This window comes from Marinoscillum sp. MHG1-6 (assembly GCF_024714475.1).
GTDB lineage: Bacteria > Bacteroidota > Bacteroidia > Cytophagales > Cyclobacteriaceae > JAMZMI01.
Window position 1 is genome coordinate 46,485 of record NZ_JAMZMI010000007.1, and the last position, 23,081, is coordinate 69,565.

The following is a 23,081-nucleotide window of genomic DNA, read 5'->3' on the forward strand; positions in this document are numbered from 1 at the left end:
ATGACTAAAAATCAAAAACCAGAAAAAGAAAAAGCAAGGGTCCACAAAGACCTTGAGGGGTTTGATATTTCTATCGATTCCTTCGGAGAAGTAAAAAGTGCCCTGAATATTGACGACATCAATAAGTTTTTGAATAAAAACGTTGATGACAAAAAGCTGCGTGACAGAGAAGATCTAGACGATCTTAAAAAGTAATCACATAACCCCGGGTATGATTGCTTTTACCTGTTTCCTATACTCACGGTAGTCATCTCCAAAATCTTTTAAAAGCTTCTTCTCCTCGAAGTGGATGCCAATGGGTAGGTATGCGCAAATACAGGCTATAGAAACCAATACAATATTGCTCGGAACAGAAATCAACATCCCCAGCAAGATCAGCAGCCCACCCGAGTAAATGGGGTGCCTTACCTTCGCGTGTATTCCTGTGGTAACCAACCCTTTATTCTCAGCAGGATGGACTCCTAAAAATGACTTGAGCGAAATCTCCCTAAAGGCGGCAACCATGAGCATTACACCCCACACGCCAAGCCCTAATCCCAGGTACTTGGTTACAAAAGTCTGCTCGTAGAAATACACAGATTTACTTACGGCCATGAGTCCAATCAATACAATAAGTCCGATAGTGCTCATTGTTGAATAGATAAGACGATAGGCTTGTTCTCCCAAAGGGATCCTTCGCTTCACTCCTTCAGCAGCAAAAACGCTGTGAAGACCCAAATAAACCGTCCAACCAATAATTAAAGGGATATAACTACTCAACCTGTTTGTGTTAATTAGATTTGCTGCGTCAAATTAGTGAAAATTATGGGCAAGGTTAAAATTGGGATCATCAAAGAAGGGAAAGTTCCTATCGATCGGCGAGTGGCATTGACTCCTGCTCAGGCAAAATCCGTGATTGAACAGTTTCCGGGGGTAGAGCTTGTGGTACAAAGCAGTGAAATCAGATGCTTCTCCGATGAGGATTATCTTAACGCAGGCATTGCCATCACCCAAGACCTTAGTGATTGTGACATTATCCTGGGTGTCAAGGAGGTGCCGATTCCTGAATTGATGAATGACAAGACTTACTTCTTCTTCAGCCATACCATCAAAAAGCAGCCTTATAACCGAGGCCTTCTGCAAGAAATTCTGGCGAAGAAGATTACCCTAATCGATTATGAGACCCTCACCAATCCCGATGGTAAACGCATCATTGCCTTTGGTCGATGGGCAGGAATTGTAGGGGCATATAATGGTATTTGGACCTATGGGGAGAGGTATAACCTGTTTCATACCCGGCGCGCCCATGAATGTTTTGATCTGGACGATCTGAAGAAGGAATTTGAGAAGATCAAACTCCCTCCGATAAAAATATTACTTACCGGTGGTGGCCGAGTGGCCAAAGGTTCAATGGAAGTGCTGATGGCACTGGGCGCTCGAAAAGTAAGCCCGCACCAGTTCATGACGGAACAATACGAATTTCCAATCTTCGCTCAGCTGAACACCAGGGATTACAATAAGAAAAGTGATGGCGGAGCGTTTAGTAGGGTTGAGTTTTATTCGCACCCGGAAAAATACGAGTCACAATTTCTTCAGTATGCCAAGCATGCGGATATCCTCATCGCTTCAGCTTTTTGGGATCCTCGGGCTCCGGTCCTATTTGACCGAAAGGATGTACTGAAAAATGACTTCAAGATTAACATCATTGCAGACATTACCTGTGACATTGAGGGATCTATTCCTTCAACCAAACAACCAAGCACGATTGAAGACCCTGTATATGATTACAACCCAAGCGATAATCGTGTCGAGGCAGCCTTTACTGATGAGGGCAACATCACTGTTATGGCGGTGGACAACCTGCCTTGTGAACTTCCGAGAGATGCTTCAGAAAGTTTTGGTCATGAGCTTCTGACGAATGTACTTCCGGAATTGCTCGGGTCTGATGGAAAGAAAATAATTGAACGCGCAACGATTGCCAAAGACGGGGCCCTCACAGAAAAATATAGCTACTTACAAGATTACGTAGAAGGAAAATGACAATCATCGTAACAGGATCGGACGGACAGTTGGGTAATGAGTTGAAAACCTTAGCAAAGGGACTTGACTGGAATTTTATTTTCACAGATTACCAGGAGTTGGATATCACCAATAAAGAGGCAGTCACTGCATTCTTTCAATCAAACTGTCCCGATTATTGCATCAACTGTGCGGCCTATACAGCAGTGGACAAGGCCGAATCAGAGAAAGAAAAGGCAGACCTGATTAATGTGACTGGCGCAGAAAATTTGGCATTGGCATGCTCAAAAGCAGGTGCCCCTATAATCCACATCTCTACGGATTTTGTTTTTGATGGTACTACAAGCAGACCTCTGAATGAGGATCAACCTACCACGCCGATTAACTACTACGGAGAGTCTAAATTGAATGGAGAACTAAAAGTGAATGAGGTTCTGAAAGAACACTTCATCCTCCGGACATCCTGGCTGTACTCCACATTTGGGAACAATTTTGTTAAAACCATGCTCAAGCTTGGAACCTCTAAGCCCGAACTCAATATCATCTCGGATCAAATTGGGACGCCCACTTACGCCCGGGATTTGGCGAAGGTGATTATCAAAATCATTCAGGATAAATCCGAAGCTTATGGCCTCTACCACTACAGCAATGAGGGAATTGCCTCATGGTATGATTTCACAAAAGCCATTTTTGAATACGCCCACATTAGCATCCCGGTGAATCCGATTCCAACGGAAAAATATCCAACTCCAGCGGCAAGGCCGGCCTACAGCGTAATGGACAAATCAAAAATCAAAGACACATTCGATATTGAAATACCTTATTGGAGAGACAGCTTAAAAGAGTGTTTGAAAGCACTTTAATTATTCCAAAAACACCCAAACCTCACTCTCTGAAGTGCCCGGAATTCCTTCCTGATATTGAGCCATGAGCGCATTCCAATCATCTACGCGAGGGTTATTTTCGACGGTCTTTGGATTCAACTCATCGAGCGTTTTATCTGCCGGAATTGAAATCACCAGCAACAGTTGACGGCCGGATCGATACACCAGTAATTGCTGGAAACGGGCATTGCAAAAGCCCTGTGCTATCTCAGGCCATTCCTCAAACTGGGTATCATGATATGCTACATACTCTTGTTGCTTTACACTATCCTCCACCAGATTGGCAGTAAGTAGGTAATCCCTCCATTCGACTGCCAAGGTTGAGTCAGAACAATGCAATGATTTATCATACACATAGAGCGGCTCCAGGTACTCCTTAATTTTGATATTGGAGATAACTTCAGAAACCTGCATTTCTAGCCTTTTTACATCCTCCATCTCACCGAAAACAACTGTATGGTTCTTCCATGAATAAACTCCCAATTCGCTACTCACATTGGCTTTTATCAGGGAATCCACAGTTGTTCCCTTCGGAGCAATGAATTCTATAGCTTCTCTATAGTTGATTTCCTCCCGTGATGTGCCCTGCTCCTTTTGTTGAGGTTGAGAGCAACCCTTTGACAATAGGAATACAAATGAAAGCTGGTAGAGACTTTTGCTTAATGAATTCATATCAATGGAACCTATCAGATTCTTTGAAACCTTTCGGGAAAATGCTAATAACCTCCGGCTCGGAATCAGGAACCATATCCTGAAAAGCCTCCTCGATACCGGCTTCATCAATGATCTGCTGAGCATCCGGATTGGTTGAAAAATCATCTTCACGAAATGAATATGTTTGTTCAACAATATCATTGGTGCCATTGTCCATGTAGAAATGGTTTTTCACATAGTTGCGGTAAGCGATAATATCGTGACATCTCTTGGTCCATAGATGCAGCCACATATGCTTATAGCTCGGATTTCCGACCACATTATCACGTATGGTCCAATAGGCGGAACCATCATCAGGATAGATACATCTTGGGCCGTTAAACACATAGTTATGTTCAATATAAGAGTCGGGTTGTTCTCCAAGTACATAAATTATTCCTCCATCATCAAGCACCTGATGACTATTTCCTGCTTTGTTATAACTGATCAGGTTGCCTCTCGCAACTGTAGATGGCGGCAAACCGGAGTTACCCCACCACCAGCCGCATGTAATGGCACCATATGGAGTACCCGCAATATCATTATGCGTAATGGTCACATTCTCCACAAAAAAGGAAGTAATCCCCTCCACCTGGCGATAGTCCAGACATACATTTCTGAGGTAGTTATTGGAAACGAGGACATTCTTGCAAACCCCTTCAACACCCGGCTTAAACAGTTCCCCATCGCCAACCTCATAATGCTGTGGATGTCCGATGTTGACCGCATTACCTAGCAGATTCTGAAATGAATTCCCGGATACTTCAGTATCGACTACATCATTTGCAAGATTGATGGAAATAGCCGATCCATTACGCTCAAAATAATTCCTCACAAATGAGATATTGGAAGCGTTAGTCACCTGTATGGTTCCTGTGGGGATGTCGGTACTGTTGTATTTTGTTGGGTGCCAGTTGCCATCCGGAATAAATTTTACCGCCAAACCAAGACTCTGGATACCAGCAAATCCGTGAGAACCTGCCACTTCCATTAATTGCCAGTCATCATGAGAAAAGGTAATACCTTCAAATCTGAGATTGGACACCCTTGAACTTGTCGATGAACCGGTGAGCTTAATCAGTCCCATGCTAGTTGATGCATAAACCTCAACCTGAGTCATATCTTCCCCTTCGCTGTAATAATAAAGGGTCTTCGTGGTGCGATCGAAGTAGAACTCTCCGGGACTATCCAGTAATTCGAACGCATTCCTGATCACAAAGAGCTTCTTGTAGTTAATCTTACCGGCCCAGGCCATTGACGTCGCAATGGCGCCATAAGGCTGTTGAAATTTAATGATCGTTGTATCGTCGTGCTCCACTATATCTTTGGCACAAAGGATCTTTTCGGTCCAAATATTGAACTGGACCAACTCCACATCTTGAGGGTTTTTGTAGACATCAATGTCAGCAGATGAAAACTTAATCCCTTCTATGCCTGAACCCGCACCAAAGGACCACTCCTCTGATCCGTCAATCTCAAACCTCCCCCAATCTCCCAAACCTGCGACCGGCATATCGGTACCCGCCATGCGTTTTCTCTTTCCGTTGACATAAAGAGACCGTAGCTTAGTATCCCGGTCCAATCGGGCTTTATAAATGGGTCCTTCCACATGCTGCCAACCTTCTACTTTCACACCACCGCTGATCACCGCTTTTTCTCCCTCGTAGGCCTTGAATATGATCTTCCCGTTTACACCCGAATGTTTTTCGCTGAATTCAATGGGCTTATCTATGGTGTAAACTCCTCCCCGAAGTAGAACTTCTACATCTCCATCCTTCTTTTTACTTGCCTTGACAGCTGCTGTACGCGCTTCCTGAATGGTCCCATACGGCTTGCTTTTCGACCCTGAGCCATTCTTTGCTCCCGGTTTGACATAAATTCTTGATTGCGCTGCGAGGGTTGACATGCTGATCAGCAGTACACAGCTCAGCCAAATATTTCTTTGACTAGAAAATTTCATTTCAGGGTAATTGGAGTTAAAGTCATGAATCAGGCATCTAATCTAATCACTGTCATTATTCACCGGTAAGCATTTTACTCAAAGTTCAATTATATAAAACAAAAAACCCCGAATAATTCGGGGTTCATCTCGATTCATTCGGGATCAACTTTCATAGTCGACACCCAATGTTTTTAGGTTTTTAATCGAGTTATCCCTGACAAATTTTGGCGGATTCATGGACAGGCATTTTTGAAATTCCTTTATTGCCTTCTTATTCTCCCCTTTCGCCATATAAGCTTCTCCGAGACTATCGTGCGCATTCGCATCGGTAGGATTATTTTTTATATTGAGCTTGAAGTACCCAATGGCCCTATCCACTTCACCTGCACCTAGCATCTGATAACCCAGGAAATTGAGTTGTTGTAAATTGGCCATCTCAGCCGCCTCATCTGCCACTTTGATACCCTCCTCTTTTTGTCCATTTTGAAATAAAAGGCCGGCCTTAACGGATAAATTCTGTGCATTCTTAGTATCCGCTATGGAAGCATTCACCCACTCAATCGCTTCCTCGTGATTCATATTATTCTGGAAGCAGTACTGAGCCGCTGACAACTTGCCTCTCCAGCCAAAACCGGCTACGCCCCTGAGCTCATCCCGGAAGCTTTGCAAGATAGTCTCCTGTTCACAAGCAATTTGAATAGGAATTTGCTTGTTCTCCCAAATCAAAGCAAGTGTACCGGAGCTGTTCGTAAGATCAGTGAATTCATAGGTTAACACATTGGTAAATGGGGCATCTTCCATTTGTACATCCAACCTCATTACATCTTCACTCTTTTCATACCAAAAACTGCCCCAGGACGATGTGTTGGATGAAAAAATCAATGTAACCGTACCGTTTTCCTGCGGGATCATGTGAAGCCCATAACTTCCGGCTGCCAAGGCCTGACCCTCTACCTGAATTGGTCCCGTGGTAGAAAATATCGTATTCTCATTGGCTCCGGCTCTCCAAGGCATAGGTTCCTGATTCCCAAAAGAATTAGAAGCCAGCCCATAAGGAACCTGAACACCCCATATCTGACCCGTACGATCATTATTTCCGCGGATTACAGAAGGTCGGGAGTACTGAATGCTCACATCAATCAATCCGATTCGCTGCGTTAATGTGGCCTTTGGACTTGGTCTGGGAGTGGTCACCGTCTGTGCATTAGAGATAACCACCGTGCCACTCATGAAGATCAGAAGTAGCACCATTTTAGATTGTAAAAAGACTTTCATTTAAATATTAGGTTTGTGTTTACCTGATTAAACGAAAGTCCCGGCTGCGATCCTAAAGAATGTGATAAACGGCAATTAACAGATGAAGCAAAATTTTTGTGGGGAGATTGTATTCATCAGTGAAAGCCACTAGCAGAAATGTACAATTGATTACATCTCTTCATTGTACATGATTGCCCTCTTTCAATTCCCCCTAAAAGTTATGATAGTCATGTCATGACTGACTAGAGCGCTAATAGAAGAAATCATGTAGTGACAATTTGACAATTTCTTCCTATCTGTGATAGAGGTCTTCGGCATTGAAGGGATATTCACCCTGTTTTTTTTTAAAATATTAAGTTTCTTAGTTACCCCACAAGTTTCCGGATTGATCCCAATTAACGCCTGGAGGCATTGAGTACAAACAAAAAAAACCCTGACCAATGCCAGGGTTTTCATTATATAATTTTATGATAATTATTATCCATTCATGGAGATGAGGAACTCATCATTGTTTCTGGTTCCTTTCATCCTGCTAAGCAAGAATTCCATGGCCTCATTACTATTCATGTCAGACATGAATTTACGCAAGATCCAAACTCGACTCAACTCTTCCTTATCCATCAATAGATCTTCACGACGAGTACCAGATGCCGGAACGTCAATAGCAGGGTAAACTCTCTTGTTAGAAAGTTTTCTATCAAGCTGTAGTTCCATGTTACCTGTACCTTTGAATTCTTCAAAGATCACTTCATCCATTTTCGATCCTGTTTCAATCAATGCAGTCGCAATGATGGTCAATGACCCTCCGTTCTCTACATTTCTTGCTGCTCCAAAGAATCTTTTTGGCTTATGCAATGCATTCGCATCCACACCACCGGATAAGATTTTACCTGATGAAGGCACTACAGTATTGTATGCTCTGGCCAATCGAGTGATCGAATCAAGTAGGATAACCACATCGTGCCCACATTCCACCATTCTTTTAGCCTTTTCAAGAACTATGCTTGAAACCTTAACATGCTTTTCAGCCTGTTCATCGAATGTCGAAGCTATTACTTCAGCTTTCACTGAACGTGCCATATCGGTCACTTCCTCAGGTCTTTCATCAATCAAAAGGATCATCAAATAGACCTCCGGGTGATTTTCAGCAATGGCATTGGCCACATTCTTCAATAGCACCGTCTTACCGGTTTTCGGCTGTGCCACGATCATACCACGCTGTCCTTTACCGATCGGCGCAAACAAATCCAGGATTCGGGTAGAATAATTATCCGGTCTACCGCTTAGCTTAAGTTTCTCCTCAGGGAAAAGCGGCGTCAGGTATTCAAAGGCTACCCGGTCTCTGATCTCTTCAGTAGTCTTACCATTTACACTTGATACACGAAGTAAAGCGAAGTACTTCTCTCCGTCTTTAGGTGGTCTGATCTGACCTTTTACAGTATCTCCGGTTTTCAGACCAAACAATTTGATCTGCGATGGAGAAACATAAATATCATCAGGTGAAGCCAGGTAATGGTAGTCACTTGATCGAAGGAAACCATATCCATCCTGCATGATTTCAAGAACTCCTTCATTTTCAATTACTCCATCAAAATCCTTAATGTCCTCGTTGAACTGAGCTCTCTTTGACTTACCCTCTTTTCGATCATCCCTGCCTCTATTTTCTTTTGGGTGCTCCTGCTTGGGAGTGTCCTGAGGTTTTGGATTTGGAGCTTTACGCTCTGTTCCTGCAGAATCAGAAATCTCCGCGACTTCTTCCTTGGCTTTTGTTGTAGATGCTTCAATCTCTATATCAAGTGATTTAAGCAAATCTTCTGCATCCTGTCCTTTAGTGTCCTTTTCGGCTTTGGCTTCCGGCTCTACTTTCTTTCTCTTGCGGACAGGTTTTTTAGGCTCTTTTTCTTTGGGCTCAACTTGTGCCTTTGGCTCAGTGTCCCCTTTGATTTTTTTGATCTCGCTATCTGGCATTGTAGCCTGCTTGTCGAGAATTTGGTAAATAAGGTCTTGTTTCTGGGATTTCTTGGCATTCTTAACGCCTAGCCCTTCGGCTATCTCTCTTAGCTCCGAGAGAAGTCTCACACTCAAATCATCAAGGGTGTACATAAAATCAAAAATGTAGGTTTAATAACTGGTTATCCGTTCTCAAGAATGCGGCGGATAGCTTGTAGTAAAATAAGATAAGGATTGAAAACGAAGTGAATGACACTTGAATTGCAGCACAAGTATATCGTATCACCACATATTTAACAAAATAAAGGTGAAAAAATAAACGACCAATGTGATCTGTGTGCACGATCTATTTCGGTTATTCACCTTAAGCTCTTTAATTTGCAGTCTCTTTAAAAAACACAGAAAAATGTTACAAGTAGTTGCGATCAGGGAGCAGTTTGAAAGTTATGTGGAAGGGTTAAACAAGCGAGGTATTCAAAATGCTTCTGATATCCTGAATGAACTCCTGAAAATTGATGATCAAAGAAAGAGCACACAGCAAAGTCTGGAGGAAATTCTTTCTGAATCGAATCAATCAGCAAAAATAATCGGACAACTACTCAAAGAGGGCAAGAAGGAAGAGGCCGAATCAGCAAAGGCCAAAACCTCTGAGTTAAAACAGCAGAGCAAGGCACTTGGTGAATCATTAAGCGCCCTGGAGGAAGAACTGAAATCCAAGCTATACAATGTTCCAAACATCCCTCATTCATCCGTGCCAGCGGGAAAAAATGCCGAGGATAATGAAGTAGTCAAGCTGGAGGATAGCAGCATTCCGCAACTTAACGAAGGAGCTAAACCTCATTGGGACCTTATCGAAGAATATGACATCATTGATTTCGGCCTGGGAAATAAAATAACAGGGGCGGGATTCCCTGTCTACAAAAAAGAAGGTGCCCGAATGGTCAGAGCGATGATCAACTACTTTTTGGATCAGGCGCTTGAGGCTGGATATCAGGAAGTTCAACCTCCAATCCTCATCAACGAAGACTCCGGTTATGGCACAGGACAGCTTCCAGATAAAGAAGGACAAATGTATCAGGCGATGGATACCAATATGTACCTGATCCCTACTGCTGAAGTACCTATAACCAATCTATATCGGGATGTCATTATAGAAGAAAATCAACTTCCAGTTAAAAACGTTGGGTATACACCATGCTTCAGAAGAGAGGCCGGCTCATGGGGCTCCCATGTTCGCGGTTTGAATCGCCTGCATCAGTTTGATAAGGTAGAGATCGTTCAGGTGACAACACCTGATAAGTCCTACGAAACGTTGGAGCAAATGGTTGGTCATGTTGAAAAACTGGTTGCATCACTGGGGTTACCTTATCGTATTTTGAGGTTATGTGGTGGAGACATGGGATTCACGTCGGCGTTGACTTATGATTTCGAGGTGTACTCTGCTGCACAGCAGAAGTGGCTGGAGGTAAGCTCCGTGTCTAACTTTGAGACTTATCAGGCAAACCGGTTGAAGCTTCGAATCAAGGACAAGAATGGTAAAAAGGTGCTCGCTCATACGTTGAACGGAAGTGCGTTGGCGATCCCCCGAATCCTGGCAGCCATATTGGAAAACAATCAAACTGAAAGCGAAATACATATTCCTCAGGTTTTGCACCGATACACCGGTTTCGAGTCTATCAAAAAATAAACAATGTCTTCCTTCAATATCAGAAAAGGCACTAAAGATGATCTGCCGGCAGCCCTTGAGCTGATTCGGGAATTGGCCCTTTATGAAAAAGCGCCTGAAGAGGTGACGAACACTCTGGAGATGATGGAAAGAGATGGATTTGGCGAAGAGCCGGTTTTCGGATTTATAATGGCGGAATCTGAAAGCATGATTGTAGGGATGTCGCTTTACTATTTTCGGTATTCTACCTGGAAAGGCAAAAGACTTTATCTGGAAGATCTCATTGTCACCGAGAAATTTCGGGGGAAAGGAATTGGGAAGTTGTTATTTGAACAGACCATTGAGACGGCCAAATCCACCGGATGTACAGGCGTGATGTGGCAGGTTCTGGACTGGAACGAGCCTGCCATCAATTTTTATAAGAAATACAATACCCAATTCGACAAGGAATGGGTAAACTGTAACATCAATTTCTAGAGCTCCTCTAACAGTGTCTTAAAAAACACTACTCTTTCTCCATACTTTTGAAACACATCCTGTTGAAGTCCCGGTTCATGCTGGCTAGCAAAACGGGTGAGCTCCCGGATATCCCTGGCGAAGTATTGTACTGCATAAGTGATCCCCGGAACATCTGACCGCTCATTCATCAAACGAAGCACCTTATGATCATGAAAGCAACCTGTCTCCAGGGTTTTCGGAATATGGACTTCACGCATCCACATCAGCCATTCTTCGGCGATGTCTTCCTCCACATTGGCGGTTACATTATAAATTATCATTTATCTCAGATTGATTCTTGAACAAAGGTATTAGATATAAATCCCCTAAAATCTCCTCAAGGATTTAAGATTAAGGTAATTATTTATGAATATCGCAAAACAAAAAAAAATACAGCGGGTTTCCCTATACAGTCGCCATAATCACTCAACTTAATGAGCAGATTTTCAATCAAAAATTTAGAGCAACTCTCAGGCATCAAAGCCCACACGATCAGGATTTGGGAACAGCGCTATGGAATCATCGAACCCAGGCGTACCAAAACGAACATTCGCTACTACGACAATGATGCCTTGAGGCGGCTATTAAATGTAGCTTTTCTCAATAAACATGGTATCAAGATTTCGAAAATCTCAAAGCTGACCGATGAGGAAATCGCAGGGGCAATTGATGAGATCACAGAAGACCCTACCCTGTATGACGACCAAATCCAGGCGCTCATTTTGTCCATGATGGATATGGATGAGGCTCATTTTGAATACATCATCAACCAGGTGACCAACAAGCTTGGTTTTGAGAATTGCATGCTTAATGTGTTATTCCCTTTCTTGACCCGAATCGGCATACTTTGGCAAACGGGATCAATCAACCCGGCCCAGGAACATTTCATTTCCAATCTCATCAGACAAAAGATCATTGTGGCCATTGACCAGATTCCTGTCAACAAAACGGATGACGGCATGAAATTTCTTCTCTTCCTTCCGGAAGGGGAATTGCATGAGCTCAGCTTGCTCTTTTCTGACCTCATAATCAAAAAAAGAAACTTCAAATCCGTCTATCTTGGACAATCACTCCCTCTCTCTGACCTGGGAATTGTCTACAGATATCATCAGCCAAGCCATATACTTACGGTCATCACCTCTAACCCAGGCCCATCTGACGTTCAGAAATACCTTAAACAACTCTCGGATATTGCACCAAATGCAAAAATCATCGTGTCAGGTCAGCGGGTTGTAGGTCAGGACCTGAATCTTCCCCAAAACACCCAAATCATCGTCAAACCACAGGATCTCATTGCGATACTCGAAAGTGACGGCAAGCGTTAATAGCTGCTTTTTCTCCACACTGTAAATCCAATTAAGCCTGTAACCACGTAGGTCATGAAACCCTTCGCATGATTTTTCGTGTATATACATGTTGTTTTGTTTAACTTTTTTAGTAAATTGTTAAACAATTAAAGCAAGAAACCAAAACCCTGTAGTTATGACTGGCAATGAGTTCACTTATAAAATCGACAACCTAACATCTACCCTTAGGCCATTTGCCCTAAAACTCACAAGGGACACGGAGGATGCCAATGACCTACTTCAGGAAACAATGATGAAGGCGTACACCAATAGAGATAAATTCACCGACGGTACGAATCTGAAAGCCTGGATGTATACTATCATGAGAAATACCTTCATCACCAACTACCAACGAATGGTAAGACGCAACACTTTTATCGATACAACAGATAATTTGCATTATCTGAATTCCTCTAATAACACCATTCAAAATGGTGCCTTTGGAAATTTTACGCTTAGGGATATCAATCAGGCTATCGAGGAATTACAAGAGTCTTACAAGATCCCATTCTTAATGCACTTCAGGGGTTTCAAGTATCATGAAATTGCTGAAAAATTATCCATTCCTATAGGAACCGTGAAAAACAGGATTCACATCGCTCGAAAATTTTTGAAGGACGATTTGCATGTCTACGGTTGAAATCAATAGCTTTTTTCTGAGAAAATTGTACGTAACCGTGATTTATAATAAATGAAAAAAGATTCTTCACGGAATCATGCGACTCTACAAAAAAAAGATGTAAATTTCCTTACCAGTTATTACGCATAGCGCGAACCAGCTACCTTTGAACTTATATTGAGAACCAGCTTGTTGTATCGATAACCAAATATAACAAGCGAGATGAGCGAACAGAATGAACAATGGAGCCCCATAGAAGGGTTCGGAAACTACGAGATTTCCTCCAAAGGTAAAATCAGAAGCAAGACCAGAACTTCCTGGCACAAGGGCAGTCAGACCCACATGAAAATCAAAGGAAAAATGATGAAGCAGCGTTGGAACAAAACCTGCAAGTGTTATTTCCTTGATCTTATTGACGATGAGAAAAAGCGTCGCACAGTATACCCACACAAGGAAGTGGCAAAAGCATTTGTTTCTAACGACGATCCCTCTGAGTTGACCATGATCATCCATAAGGATAATAATCCACGCAACAACAAAGCAGAGAACCTTGAATGGATGAGTGCTTCGGACCACATGAAATGGCAGTTTGAAGTTGGTAACAAGAACAACTTCAAAGTATGGAAAACCAGGAAGAAAAGATATAAGAATGGCTTTAAGCCGGAAACTGTATTACCGGGCAGACCTAAGAAAGTCAAATCAGAAGAAACTGCATAAAAAAAGGGCTCCATTGGAGCCCTTTCTATTTCCTATATAACTAACCTAAAACTAAATTATTCAGCAATAGGATCCACGTGAACGTATGAACGATCTTGTCTCCCCTTCTGGAACCTTACCGTTCCATTCACCAAGGCAAACAAGGTATGGTCTTTACCAATTCCAACATTCTCACCAGGGTGATGCTTTGTACCACGCTGACGCACAATGATGTTACCTGCAATAGCAGATTGACCTCCGTATATTTTTACACCAAGTCTTTTACTTTCGGATTCTCTACCGTTTTTAGAGCTACCTACACCTTTCTTATGAGCCATGGTCTATCTTATTTAATGTCTTCGATTAAAACTTTGGAAAATTGTTGACGGTGACCGTTCTTCTTCTTGTATCCTTTTCTTCTTTTCTTTTTGAATACGATCACTTTGTCGCCTTGTACGTGCTCAAGTATTTTACCTGACACAACCGAACCTTTCACTGTAGGCGTACCCACTTTTACTTTGCCGTCATTGTCTACCAAGAGAACATTCTTGAAATCTACTTTAGATCCCTCGTCTCCTTCTATTAATGGAGCGTATACAAATTTGTCTTTCTCAACTTTGTATTGCTTTCCGGCGATATCTACTATTGCGTACATGCTTTTCTAATTGTCTTTCTGAAAAAGGACTGCAAAGATACACCAACTCCCCTCAAAACCAAACGTTCAACTAGCAGAAAAACAGGTTAAAAAAAAATTAAATTTTTCTCTGACTTTTTTTTCGGCCTTCAGGGCCGTTTTTCCCTTAAGTAATTATTAGTAAAATTCCTTTTAACACCCTTTTTTACAGACAGTTATAGGTGTTTTCAAAAAAGTTTTCCACACTTATTTCAAGCGATTTTGGGCTTTGTTTTTTTAGGTCAATTTGTACACATTTGTAGACGCAGCGAGGAAAATATAAACCACATTTCGTTCTCGCCTGTATCCCAAATCTTAGAAAATCCAGCAAAAAGACAGAAAATGGCCTTAGGGCTATTGCATTCTATGTATTTGTGGATAACTTAACATTAGTGTGGATAACACTGTGGAATTATAGTTATTACTGTTAATAAGTAAAGGTCAAAATGAGTCAACAAGAAGAGCCAATACTAAAAGAGAACAAAAACCGATTCGTACTATTCCCCATTGTCCATAGTGACATTTGGCAATTTTATAAAAAAGCTGAAGCCAGCTTTTGGACCGCGGAGGAAATTGACCTTGGCCAGGATTTAAAGGACTGGAACAACTTAAACGACGGAGAGAGACACTTCATTTCTCATGTATTAGCCTTTTTTGCTGCCAGTGACGGCATCGTAAATGAAAATCTTGCGGAGAATTTTGTGGCAGAGGTTCAGTATACTGAGGCCAAGTTCTTCTACGGCTTTCAAATTACTATAGAGAACATCCACTCAGAGACTTATAGTCTACTTATAGATACCTATATTAAGGATAATAAGGAAAAGGATAAGCTTTTCAACGCAATCGACACCATGGACTGCGTGAAAAAGAAAGCGGACTGGGCCCTTAGATGGATTGATGAAGGATCTTTTGCTGAGCGTCTGATTGCATTTGCAGCTGTTGAAGGTATCTTTTTCTCAGGAAGTTTCTGTTCTATTTTCTGGTTGAAAAAGAGAGGTTTGATGCCTGGTCTTACCTTCTCTAACGAGCTCATCTCAAGAGATGAGGGATTACACTGTGACTTTGCATGCCTTCTTTATAATAATCACCTTATCAACAAACTTCCTGTGGATACAGTTGTTAACATTATTAAAGATGCTGTGTCTATAGAGAAGGAATTTGTTACCGATGCACTTCCGGTAAAACTGATCGGTATGAATGCCGACCTTATGTGCCAATACATTGAATTTGTCGCTGACAGGCTTCTTGCGGAGCTTGGATGCCCTAAAATATTTAATTCGACCAACCCATTTGATTTCATGGATATGATCTCCCTTCAGGGGAAAACAAACTTCTTTGAAAAACGAGTTGGAGAATATCAGAAGGCCGGTGTCATGGATGGCACCAAGACCCAAGAAGAGAATAAGTCCAAATTCAGCCTAGACGAAGATTTTTAATGCTACTATTATCCACTACTAAATTCGCCTGATGCCTTATGCTAGTAATTAAAAGAGATGGACGGAGAGAATCCGTAAAATTTGACAAAATCACCGCCCGCATTGAAAAATTATGTTACGGGCTAAATGCCGACTTTGTAAAGCCGGTAGAAATCGCTAAAAAAGTAATCGACGGTCTTTACGATGGCGTAACTACCGTAGAACTGGACAACCTGGCTGCTGAAATAGCGGCAACTATGACTACTCGTCACCCGGACTTTGCAAAACTGGCTGCAAGGATCTCGATTTCTAACCTGCATAAGGTTACAGAGGAGTCATTCTCTAATACAATGAAGCGTCTTTATACCTACATCAATCCTAAAACTGATGAAAATGCTGCATTGTTATCGACTAAAGTTTATGGCATCATTCGTGCCAACGCGAAAAGACTAGATGAGGCGGTAGATTACAACAGGGATTACAATTATGATTTCTTTGGTTACAAAACTCTGGAGAGATCATACCTGATGAAGCTTGATGGAAAAATAGTAGAACGTCCACAGCATATGCTTATGAGGGTCTCAGTGGGTATCCATATGGATGACATTGATTCGGCGATCGAGACTTACAACCTGATGTCAGAGAAGTGGTTTACACATGCTACTCCGACCCTATTCAATGCTGGTACACCTAAGCCACAACTTTCATCTTGCTTCCTTCTTTCCATGAAAGATGATAGCATAGATGGAATTTATGATACGCTAAAGCAATGTGCTAAAATTTCTCAGTCTGCTGGTGGAATTGGTCTGAGTATTCATAATGTGAGAGGAACAGGCGCTTACATTAAAGGCACTAACGGTACTTCTAATGGAATTGTACCAATGCTAAGAAACTTCGACATGACTGCGCGTTATGTTGACCAGGGAGGTGGTAAAAGAAAGGGTAGCTTCGCGATCTATCTGGAGCCATGGCATTCTGATATCTTCGATTTCCTACAATTGAAGAAAAATCATGGTAAGGAAGAGTTAAGAGCGAGAGACCTATTCTATGCCCTTTGGATCCCGGATCTGTTCATGAAGCGTGTAGAAGCCAACGAAGACTGGTCTTTGTTCAGCCCTGATGAGGCACCTAACCTTTATGACACGTACGGCGACGAGTTTGAGAAGCTTTACGAAAAATATGAAAAAGAAGGTCGTGCCAGAAAAACCATCAAAGCACAGGACCTTTGGTTTGAAATTCTGGAATCTCAGATTGAGACCGGTACTCCTTACATGTTGTTTAAGGACCATGCTAACAGAAAATCTAACCAGAAAAACCTTGGAACGATCAGATCCAGTAACCTGTGTACCGAGATCATGGAGTACACCTCTCCTGACGAGGTAGCAGTATGTAACCTGGCTTCAATCGCTCTGAACAAGTTCGTGAAAGAGGACGGTACTTATGACCATGAGAAACTCTACCAGGTCACCAAAGTAGTCACCAAAAACCTAAACAAGGTTATTGATGTAAACTACTACCCAGTTCCTGAAGCTGAGTACTCAAACATGAGACACAGACCGATTGGTATTGGTGTACAGGGACTTGCAGATACCTTCATGTTGATGAAACTGCCTTTTGACTCTGAAGAAGGAAGAAAACTCAACAAAGAAATTTTCGAGACCATTTACTATGGTTCTATGGAAACTTCAATGGAGTTGGCTGAAAAGCATGGCCCGTACGAAACTTTCAAAGGTTCTCCGGTATCAAAAGGAATTTTCCAGTTCGATATGTGGGGCGTAACTCCGGATAGTGGAAGATGGGATTGGTACTCATTGAAACAAAAAGTAAGAAAGCACGGTGTTAGAAACTCATTGCTTCTAGCTCCAATGCCAACAGCTTCTACTTCTCAGATCCTTGGAAACAATGAATGTTTCGAGCCATATACTTCGAACATTTATACCAGAAGAGTGCTTTCCGGCGAATTCATCGTTGTGAACAAGCACCTGATGAACGATCTGATCAAGTTGAATCTATGGGATGAAAGAATGAAAAACCGAATCATGGAAGCAAATGGTTCTATTCAAAACATTCCAGAGATCCCGGAGAATATCAAGGAGCTATACAGAACAGTATGGGAGATTTCTCAGAAATCTATCATTGATATGTCTGCTGACCGTGGTGCTTACATCTGTCAGAGCCAGAGTTTGAACATCCACTTACAGGATGCCAACTTTGGCAAAATGACTTCAATGCACTTCCACGCATGGAAGAAAGGCTTGAAAACAGGTATGTACTACTTGAGAACTAAAGCAGCAACAGACGCTATCAAATTCACTGTACAGAAAGAACAGCAAGCTCAACCTACAGCTAAGACATCTGCAGATATTGAGGCTGAGAAAGCACAGAATCAATCAGCCATGCAGTGCTCACTAGATGATCCTGAAGGTTGCGAAATGTGCGGAAGTTAATAGTCATTATTTCTGAAAGTATAAAGCCACTCAAAACAGTGGCTTTTTTTATTCCTATCAAACCAATTGAACACTCAACGAGCAATCAATCACCCAAGATCACATACTCACGGAATGATACACCATTCTGCTGCCCAGCTGTTGAATAGGACGGTTATCATCATTTATCACACGGTGTATTGCTTCAATTTGATCCTTTTGAGCAGTGATAGATTCCTCAAAAATGATCCAATGCACATTTTCTGAACATGGAGGGGTAGTGAGTGATCCATCATAATAGTAGAAATTATTGGTGTGGGCAGGGAAGGCCTCAGAAATTGACACCATTTCACCTCCTCTTTTTACTTCGCTCGCATGACTTGGAATACAATTCTTAAAATGATCAAGAAAATGATTTCTGCTCGCACCTTCCTCGATCAATATACCGATTACACCAAAATCACCCTTTACATTTTTATGTACAAAATGGATTTCCATTGGGAATTCACGACCATTGATATGATGCTCGGATGGGGTGTGAAAATGAAATTGAACAAGGCTATATTCCTCACCATCAAAATGCATCGACTTGGGCTCCATGATTCTTTCCATTAGTGTATGGCCATTATTGAAAAGTTCGGCATAAAAAGGATGGTAACTAAAATATAGCTCTTTCTGTTGATTGATACAATGCGTCGCATCTATATCCACAGGTGATTGTCGTTCACCTGAGCAATCTGAGTATTCAGGATTCAGCTCTGACCAATGGTCGGGACCCTGATCACCTGAATAGGTCCAATAAACGCTATTTTCCACTTTTGGAAGATTTGAATCAACCTTATGGTGAATCATAATGGCACTCAAAAATAAAAGTGAAGTAACGATGACTACAATTCTCATGACTTTAGTTGTTGACCCAGAGCAAAATTAAATCCGGTATTAATATGAACTATGATCAACATCATTACACCAACTAACTTTAGTTAATGCACTCAAGAGCATAAAAAAAGGGATCATAAGATCCCTTTTCTATTAATCAGTAGTAATTATTCTTTCTCTTTGTTTTCCTGTGGTGCCTTTTTCTTTTTCACCTTCAGTTTCAACTCCTCAGATTTACCATCCCAATCTGCAACAATCGTGTCACCTTCCTGGATTTCTCCTTTAAGGATCTCTTCTGCCACAGGGTCTTCTAAATATTTTTGAATGGCCCTGTTCAAAGGTCTTGCTCCATACTGTGGATCATATCCCTTATCAGACAAGAAATCTTTCGCTTTCGGTGTCAATTCAACATTGTATCCAAGGTCAGTGATTCTCACGAATAGTTTACCCAACGTGATATCAATGATCTTATGAATATGCTCTCTTTCAAGTGAGTTGAATACAATCACATCGTCTAGCCTATTCAAGAATTCCGGGCTGAAGGCCTTTTTCAAGGCATTCTGGATCGTAGACTTCATAATCTCATCTGTCGACTCACGCTTGGATTGAGTACTGAACCCAATACCTGCTCCGAAATCCTTCAAGTCTCTGACCCCAATATTGGAAGTCATAATAATAATGGTATTTCGGAAGTCAACTCTTCTTCCCAGACCATCTGTTAATATCCCATCATCCAATACCTGAAGCAGGATATTAAAGACATCCGGGTGAGCCTTTTCAATCTCATCAAGCAATACCACTGAATAAGGTTTCCTTCTTACCTTCTCGGTTAGCTGACCACCTTCTTCATATCCCACATATCCCGGAGGCGCTCCTACCAATCTTGAAACCGAGAATTTCTCCATGTACTCACTCATATCAATTCTGATGAGTGAATCGTCCTTATCAAAAAGATAAGAAGAAAGCACTTTGGCCATCTCCGTTTTACCCACACCAGTTGGTCCCAGGAAGATGAATGAACCAATCGGTTTTCTAGGATCCTTCAATCCTACACGCGTACGCTGGATCGCTTTTGTCAGCTTTTTCACAGCATCTTCCTGACCGATGACTCGTCCTGTAAGCTCGGTATTCATAGTGAGCAACTTCTCACTTTCATTCTGAGCGATACGTTTGGTTGGAATACCCGTCATCATCGCGATTACTTCCGCCACATTATCTTCCGTGACATCATAACGCTTGGTTCGGGTTTCTTCTTCCCATCGGTTTTTCTCATGCTCGAGTTGAGCAATGAGCTTTTTTTCTTTATCTCTAAGCTGTGCGGCCTCTTCATATTTTTGGCTCTTCACAACCTGATTTTTCTCCTTTTTGATATCCTCAATCTGAGCCTCTAGCTGTACGATCTCAGTAGGTACGTTAATATTATTAATATGCACCCTGGCTCCCGCCTCATCCATCACATCAATCGCCTTGTCCGGAAGATATCGATCACTGATATATCGATCCGACAATGCCACGCATGCCTTGATCGCTTCATCAGCATAATTGACATGGTGGTGATCCTGGTATTTATCCTTAATATTTTCAAGTATTTGAATTGTCTCCTCAGGAGTGGTGGCATCCACCATCACCATTTGAAATCTACGAGCTAACGCACCATCCTTTTCAATGTACTGTCGATACTCATCCAAAGTGGTTGCCCCGATGCATTGGATTTCTCCTCTTGCAAGGGCCGGTTTGAACATATTAGAAGCATCCAGAGAACCGGAAGCCCCTCCTGCACCAACGATAGTGTGAAGCTCATCTATGAATAGGATCACATCCGGAGATTTTTCAATCTCGTTCATAACCGCTTTCATTCTTTCTTCAAATTGTCCGCGGTATTTTGTTCCGGCAACAAGAGATGCCAGATCGAGTGTGACAACTCTTTTCCCAAACAGGATTCTGGATACTTTCTTTTGAACAATTCTTAAAGCCAGTCCTTCAGCAATGGCTGTTTTACCCACACCGGGCTCCCCAATGAGGATCGGGTTATTTTTCTTACGTCGACTTAGAATCTGCGCAACACGTTCAATTTCTTTCTCACGGCCAACAATCGGGTCAAGCTTGTCATCTTCTGCAAGTTTCGTAAGGTCCCTTCCAAAGTTGTCAAGCACCGGAGTCCTTGATTTTTCAGAACCTTTTGACTCTTTTCCTGCACCGGTTCCACCTGATGAAGAACCTCCGAAAATTCTTCCTGAATCCTCATCCCCGTCATCTGTGTCAGATTGGGCCATTGGGTTTTCGGTTTGATACTCCAATAGCTCCTTCACCACGTCGTAGCTCACATCAAACTTGTCAAGTATCTGTGTAGCCAAATTATCCTCATCTCTTAGTATGGAAAGCAACAGATGCTCAGTACCAATTAACTGGCTTTTGAATATTTTGGCTTCCAGGTAGGTGATCTTCAATACCTTCTCTGACTGCCTTGTTAAGGGTATATTGGCAAGGTTTTTCACATTGCTGGTAGCAGTACCTTTAGTGGCCTGCTCAATGGCTGATCTCAATTCTTCAAGGGAAACACCAAGCTTCTTCAGTAGCCCCACAGCTACGCCCTCTCCCTCACGGATCATACCTAACAGCAAATGCTCTGTCCCAATATAATCATGTCCCAATCTAAGCGCCTCTTCGCGACTCAGACTGATGACCTCTTTTACTCTATTTGAAAACTTTGCTTCCATAGACATGGATTTAGTCAATAAGTGGTTTAAGTAAATTTAAGACTTAAATAAGTCAAATCCCATCATCATCTGAGGTTAAAAACACAATGCGTTTCGGAAATGTTCAGCCTTTGCTAAATTCAGATTTTCGCAAAATGTCAACCGACTCGGTTCCCATCATCAACATCAAATCAAGGATACTCAAGTTTGGGGCAAATTCATTGCCAAAGTTTTGCCCATATGAGTTAGGGATATAAATTTTTCGGTCGGCGAAGTGTTTTTTGGGGTGCAATACTTCCCTAAAGTCAGTATATGAGCTTTCTGACGTTTGAATATACTCATTTGTAAAATCAAATGTAATATTCACTCGAAGAACTTTCAGACAGAAAGTCATGAAATCTACATTTAAGTCTAGCAAAAAGTCATGCTTGATCTGAAGGATGTGCTGAAGGTCATCAGCAAAGTATTCGAAGAAAGGGGATTTGCCATAGCCCGAATAGATCGCTCCCCAATGATCTCGTTTCCAGCTTTGGGTGTTGTCGATTTTCACTTCCTTGTAGGGCGTTCGATTTCCAAACTTCACAGGAACCATCAGGGGCATAACTCCCTGAGCGGTGAGGATGTAGCAACGATTTTTATAGGATTGCTTGGTGAAATTTTGGTGAATCTCCAGGGTGACTTCCTGGTATTTGGTGAGCAGTGTGTAGTACTCCAGACTTCCTAAATAATGTGGTTCAATAAGTAACTTATCTCCCATTAACCCACAAAATCAACTTCTCCCAACCCTTCCCGGATCACTTCCGGATAACCAGAGGAACAATCTATGATTGTACTGGGCTTGACTCCTCCATTTCCTCCGTCAATGACCAAATCTACCCTGCTTCCAAACTCCTCATAAATGAGGTCAGGATCTGTGACATAATCAATGATCTCATCGTGATCATGTACTGAGGTGGATATGATCGGGTTACCCAATTCTTTCACAATGGCTCTTGGGATATTATTGTCAGGCACTCTAATACCTACAGTTTTCTTTTTCACATTCAAAATCTTCGGGGTCTTACTGGAACTCTCCAGAATAAAAGTATAGGGCCCCGGAAGGGTACTCTTCATTAATTTGAATATGGGCGTATCCACATGTTTGGCATACTCTGAAATGTGGCTGAGGTCGTAACAGATAAACGAAAGGTTCAGGCTTTTGCCTTTGAGTCCTTTTATTTGCCGAATACGCTCGATCGCCTTCTGATTAAAAATATCACAGCCCAGACCATAGACTGTATCTGTGGGATAAATAATCACCCCGCCATCGCGTAGGACATCCACGACCTGAGCAATTTTCCTCGGGTCCGGATTTTCCTGATACATTTTTATGAACTCAGCCATCAGCTAAATATTTATACCGGAAAATTACACGGCTTGGTTTACATCCCAAACAAAAAAGTC

Annotated in this window: 22 protein-coding genes; 10 read left to right on the plus strand and 12 right to left on the minus strand. The window is 42.0% G+C overall.

From position 1 onward, the window contains the following. Nucleotides 1-195, plus strand: coding sequence for a hypothetical protein (locus tag NXR94_RS14455; protein WP_258105373.1), 195 nt, complete (start codon nt 1-3; stop codon nt 193-195). On the opposite strand, the gene NXR94_RS14460 is transcribed toward NXR94_RS14455, so the two are convergent. Next, the gene (locus NXR94_RS14460; RefSeq protein WP_258105374.1) at nt 196-759 is read right to left on the minus strand and encodes an NnrU family protein; all 564 of its coding nucleotides are present in this window, start codon (nt 757-759) and stop codon (nt 196-198) included. A 45-nt stretch (nt 760-804) separates the two neighbouring features. Here NXR94_RS14460 and NXR94_RS14465 point away from each other — a divergent pair, with 45 nt between their 5' ends. Together NXR94_RS14465 and rfbD are read left to right on the plus strand one after the other, a co-directional pair. Continuing rightward, the gene (locus tag NXR94_RS14465) at nt 805-2,019 is read left to right on the plus strand and encodes an NAD(P)-dependent oxidoreductase (RefSeq protein ID WP_258105375.1); all 1,215 of its coding nucleotides are present in this window, start codon (nt 805-807) and stop codon (nt 2,017-2,019) included. Next, nucleotides 2,016-2,861 (plus strand): dTDP-4-dehydrorhamnose reductase, encoded by an 846-nt coding sequence (gene rfbD / locus NXR94_RS14470; protein WP_258105376.1) that lies wholly within the window; start codon nt 2,016-2,018, stop codon nt 2,859-2,861. Before NXR94_RS14465 ends, rfbD begins: the two co-directional genes overlap by 4 nt. Here rfbD and NXR94_RS14475 read toward each other — a convergent pair whose 3' ends face one another. The 4 genes from NXR94_RS14475 to rho form a co-directional block, all read right to left on the minus strand. After that, the gene (locus tag NXR94_RS14475; RefSeq protein WP_258105377.1) at nt 2,862-3,554 is read right to left on the minus strand and encodes an L-rhamnose mutarotase; all 693 of its coding nucleotides are present in this window, start codon (nt 3,552-3,554) and stop codon (nt 2,862-2,864) included. Nucleotide 3,555: 1 nt separating this feature from the next. Next, on the minus strand, nt 3,556-5,535 hold the full coding sequence (locus tag NXR94_RS14480; RefSeq protein WP_258105378.1) for a right-handed parallel beta-helix repeat-containing protein: 1,980 nt from the start codon (nt 5,533-5,535) through the stop codon (nt 3,556-3,558). Nucleotides 5,536-5,679: 144 nt separating this feature from the next. After that, nucleotides 5,680-6,792, minus strand: coding sequence for a DUF2911 domain-containing protein (locus tag NXR94_RS14485; RefSeq protein WP_258105379.1), 1,113 nt, complete (start codon nt 6,790-6,792; stop codon nt 5,680-5,682). Nucleotides 6,793-7,251: 459 nt separating this feature from the next. Beyond that, a complete protein-coding gene (rho, locus tag NXR94_RS14490; protein ID WP_258105380.1) occupies nt 7,252-8,877 on the minus strand; it encodes a transcription termination factor Rho in 1,626 nt (541 codons plus the stop codon). A 253-nt stretch (nt 8,878-9,130) separates the two neighbouring features. Between rho and serS the strand changes: the two genes are divergently transcribed. Together serS and NXR94_RS14500 are read left to right on the plus strand one after the other, a co-directional pair. Beyond that, on the plus strand, nt 9,131-10,411 hold the full coding sequence (gene serS / locus NXR94_RS14495) for a serine--tRNA ligase (protein ID WP_258105381.1): 1,281 nt from the start codon (nt 9,131-9,133) through the stop codon (nt 10,409-10,411). 3 nt (nt 10,412-10,414) lie between these two features. Further along, nucleotides 10,415-10,867, plus strand: a complete 453-nt coding sequence (locus NXR94_RS14500) for a GNAT family N-acetyltransferase (RefSeq protein ID WP_258105382.1) — start codon at nt 10,415-10,417, stop codon at nt 10,865-10,867. Here NXR94_RS14500 and NXR94_RS14505 read toward each other — a convergent pair. After that, nucleotides 10,864-11,169: a DUF4286 family protein gene (locus tag NXR94_RS14505; RefSeq protein ID WP_258105383.1), complete on the minus strand. Its 306-nt coding sequence runs from the start codon at nt 11,167-11,169 to the stop codon at nt 10,864-10,866. The genes NXR94_RS14500 and NXR94_RS14505 overlap by 4 nt on opposite strands. Before the next feature lie 153 nt (nt 11,170-11,322). Between NXR94_RS14505 and NXR94_RS14510 the strand changes: the two genes are divergently transcribed. The 3 genes from NXR94_RS14510 (at nt 11,323) to NXR94_RS14520 (ending at nt 13,570) form a co-directional block, all read left to right on the plus strand. Then, nucleotides 11,323-12,213 (plus strand): MerR family transcriptional regulator, encoded by an 891-nt coding sequence (locus NXR94_RS14510; RefSeq protein ID WP_258105384.1) that lies wholly within the window; start codon nt 11,323-11,325, stop codon nt 12,211-12,213. A gap of 157 nt (nt 12,214-12,370) precedes the next feature. Continuing rightward, the gene (locus NXR94_RS14515; RefSeq protein WP_258105385.1) at nt 12,371-12,874 is read left to right on the plus strand and encodes an RNA polymerase sigma factor; all 504 of its coding nucleotides are present in this window, start codon (nt 12,371-12,373) and stop codon (nt 12,872-12,874) included. 201 nt (nt 12,875-13,075) lie between these two features. Further along, nucleotides 13,076-13,570, plus strand: coding sequence for an NUMOD4 motif-containing HNH endonuclease (locus NXR94_RS14520; protein ID WP_258105386.1), 495 nt, complete (start codon nt 13,076-13,078; stop codon nt 13,568-13,570). Between the two features lie 56 nt (nt 13,571-13,626). On the opposite strand, the gene rpmA is transcribed toward NXR94_RS14520, so the two are convergent. Further along, nucleotides 13,627-13,887, minus strand: a complete 261-nt coding sequence (gene rpmA / locus NXR94_RS14525) for a 50S ribosomal protein L27 (protein ID WP_258105387.1) — start codon at nt 13,885-13,887, stop codon at nt 13,627-13,629. A gap of 8 nt (nt 13,888-13,895) precedes the next feature. Then, nucleotides 13,896-14,204: a 50S ribosomal protein L21 gene (gene rplU, locus NXR94_RS14530; protein WP_258105388.1), complete on the minus strand. Its 309-nt coding sequence runs from the start codon at nt 14,202-14,204 to the stop codon at nt 13,896-13,898. Between the two features lie 464 nt (nt 14,205-14,668). Between rplU and NXR94_RS14535 the strand changes: the two genes are divergently transcribed. Continuing rightward, nucleotides 14,669-15,658: a ribonucleoside-diphosphate reductase small subunit gene (locus NXR94_RS14535; protein ID WP_258105389.1), complete on the plus strand. Its 990-nt coding sequence runs from the start codon at nt 14,669-14,671 to the stop codon at nt 15,656-15,658. Nucleotides 15,659-15,696: 38 nt separating this feature from the next. Next, on the plus strand, nt 15,697-18,084 hold the full coding sequence (locus tag NXR94_RS14540; RefSeq protein WP_258105390.1) for a ribonucleoside-diphosphate reductase subunit alpha: 2,388 nt from the start codon (nt 15,697-15,699) through the stop codon (nt 18,082-18,084). A gap of 99 nt (nt 18,085-18,183) precedes the next feature. Here NXR94_RS14540 and NXR94_RS14545 read toward each other — a convergent pair whose 3' ends face one another. The 4 genes from NXR94_RS14545 to NXR94_RS14560 all read right to left on the minus strand — a co-directional run bounded on the left by NXR94_RS14545 (nt 18,184) and on the right by NXR94_RS14560 (nt 23,024). Further along, the gene (locus NXR94_RS14545; protein ID WP_258105391.1) at nt 18,184-18,963 is read right to left on the minus strand and encodes a carbonic anhydrase; all 780 of its coding nucleotides are present in this window, start codon (nt 18,961-18,963) and stop codon (nt 18,184-18,186) included. A 146-nt stretch (nt 18,964-19,109) separates the two neighbouring features. Continuing rightward, entirely contained in the window at nt 19,110-21,659 is a 2,550-nt protein-coding gene (locus tag NXR94_RS14550; protein ID WP_258105392.1) for an ATP-dependent Clp protease ATP-binding subunit, read from the minus strand. A 103-nt stretch (nt 21,660-21,762) separates the two neighbouring features. Beyond that, nucleotides 21,763-22,395, minus strand: coding sequence for a WbqC family protein (locus tag NXR94_RS14555; protein WP_258105393.1), 633 nt, complete (start codon nt 22,393-22,395; stop codon nt 21,763-21,765). Beyond that, on the minus strand, nt 22,395-23,024 hold the full coding sequence (locus NXR94_RS14560) for an L-threonylcarbamoyladenylate synthase (RefSeq protein WP_258105488.1): 630 nt from the start codon (nt 23,022-23,024) through the stop codon (nt 22,395-22,397). Before NXR94_RS14560 ends, NXR94_RS14555 begins: the two co-directional genes overlap by 1 nt. Nucleotides 23,025-23,081 lie beyond the last annotated feature (57 nt).

What these genes read in the sequence shown, in the direction of transcription:
- NXR94_RS14550 (WP_258105392.1), bottom strand. Translation starts at nt 21,659, where the DNA reads ATGGAAGCAAAGTTTTCAAATAGAGTAAAAGAGGTCATCAGTCTGAGT.
- rfbD (WP_258105376.1), top strand. Translation starts at nt 2,016, where the DNA reads ATGACAATCATCGTAACAGGATCGGACGGACAGTTGGGTAATGAGTTG.
- NXR94_RS14510 (WP_258105384.1), top strand. Translation starts at nt 11,323, where the DNA reads ATGAGCAGATTTTCAATCAAAAATTTAGAGCAACTCTCAGGCATCAAA.
- rpmA (WP_258105387.1), bottom strand. Translation starts at nt 13,887, where the DNA reads ATGGCTCATAAGAAAGGTGTAGGTAGCTCTAAAAACGGTAGAGAATCC.
- NXR94_RS14455 (WP_258105373.1), top strand. Translation starts at nt 1, where the DNA reads ATGACTAAAAATCAAAAACCAGAAAAAGAAAAAGCAAGGGTCCACAAA.
- NXR94_RS14520 (WP_258105386.1), top strand. Translation starts at nt 13,076, where the DNA reads ATGAGCGAACAGAATGAACAATGGAGCCCCATAGAAGGGTTCGGAAAC.
- NXR94_RS14545 (WP_258105391.1), bottom strand. Translation starts at nt 18,963, where the DNA reads ATGAGAATTGTAGTCATCGTTACTTCACTTTTATTTTTGAGTGCCATT.
- rho (WP_258105380.1), bottom strand. Translation starts at nt 8,877, where the DNA reads ATGTACACCCTTGATGATTTGAGTGTGAGACTTCTCTCGGAGCTAAGA.
- NXR94_RS14535 (WP_258105389.1), top strand. Translation starts at nt 14,669, where the DNA reads ATGAGTCAACAAGAAGAGCCAATACTAAAAGAGAACAAAAACCGATTC.
- NXR94_RS14485 (WP_258105379.1), bottom strand. Translation starts at nt 6,792, where the DNA reads ATGAAAGTCTTTTTACAATCTAAAATGGTGCTACTTCTGATCTTCATG.
- NXR94_RS14480 (WP_258105378.1), bottom strand. Translation starts at nt 5,535, where the DNA reads ATGAAATTTTCTAGTCAAAGAAATATTTGGCTGAGCTGTGTACTGCTG.
- NXR94_RS14515 (WP_258105385.1), top strand. Translation starts at nt 12,371, where the DNA reads ATGACTGGCAATGAGTTCACTTATAAAATCGACAACCTAACATCTACC.
- NXR94_RS14505 (WP_258105383.1), bottom strand. Translation starts at nt 11,169, where the DNA reads ATGATAATTTATAATGTAACCGCCAATGTGGAGGAAGACATCGCCGAA.
- serS (WP_258105381.1), top strand. Translation starts at nt 9,131, where the DNA reads ATGTTACAAGTAGTTGCGATCAGGGAGCAGTTTGAAAGTTATGTGGAA.
- NXR94_RS14555 (WP_258105393.1), bottom strand. Translation starts at nt 22,395, where the DNA reads ATGGGAGATAAGTTACTTATTGAACCACATTATTTAGGAAGTCTGGAG.
- NXR94_RS14475 (WP_258105377.1), bottom strand. Translation starts at nt 3,554, where the DNA reads ATGAATTCATTAAGCAAAAGTCTCTACCAGCTTTCATTTGTATTCCTA.
- NXR94_RS14465 (WP_258105375.1), top strand. Translation starts at nt 805, where the DNA reads ATGGGCAAGGTTAAAATTGGGATCATCAAAGAAGGGAAAGTTCCTATC.
- rplU (WP_258105388.1), bottom strand. Translation starts at nt 14,204, where the DNA reads ATGTACGCAATAGTAGATATCGCCGGAAAGCAATACAAAGTTGAGAAA.
- NXR94_RS14540 (WP_258105390.1), top strand. Translation starts at nt 15,697, where the DNA reads ATGCTAGTAATTAAAAGAGATGGACGGAGAGAATCCGTAAAATTTGAC.
- NXR94_RS14500 (WP_258105382.1), top strand. Translation starts at nt 10,415, where the DNA reads ATGTCTTCCTTCAATATCAGAAAAGGCACTAAAGATGATCTGCCGGCA.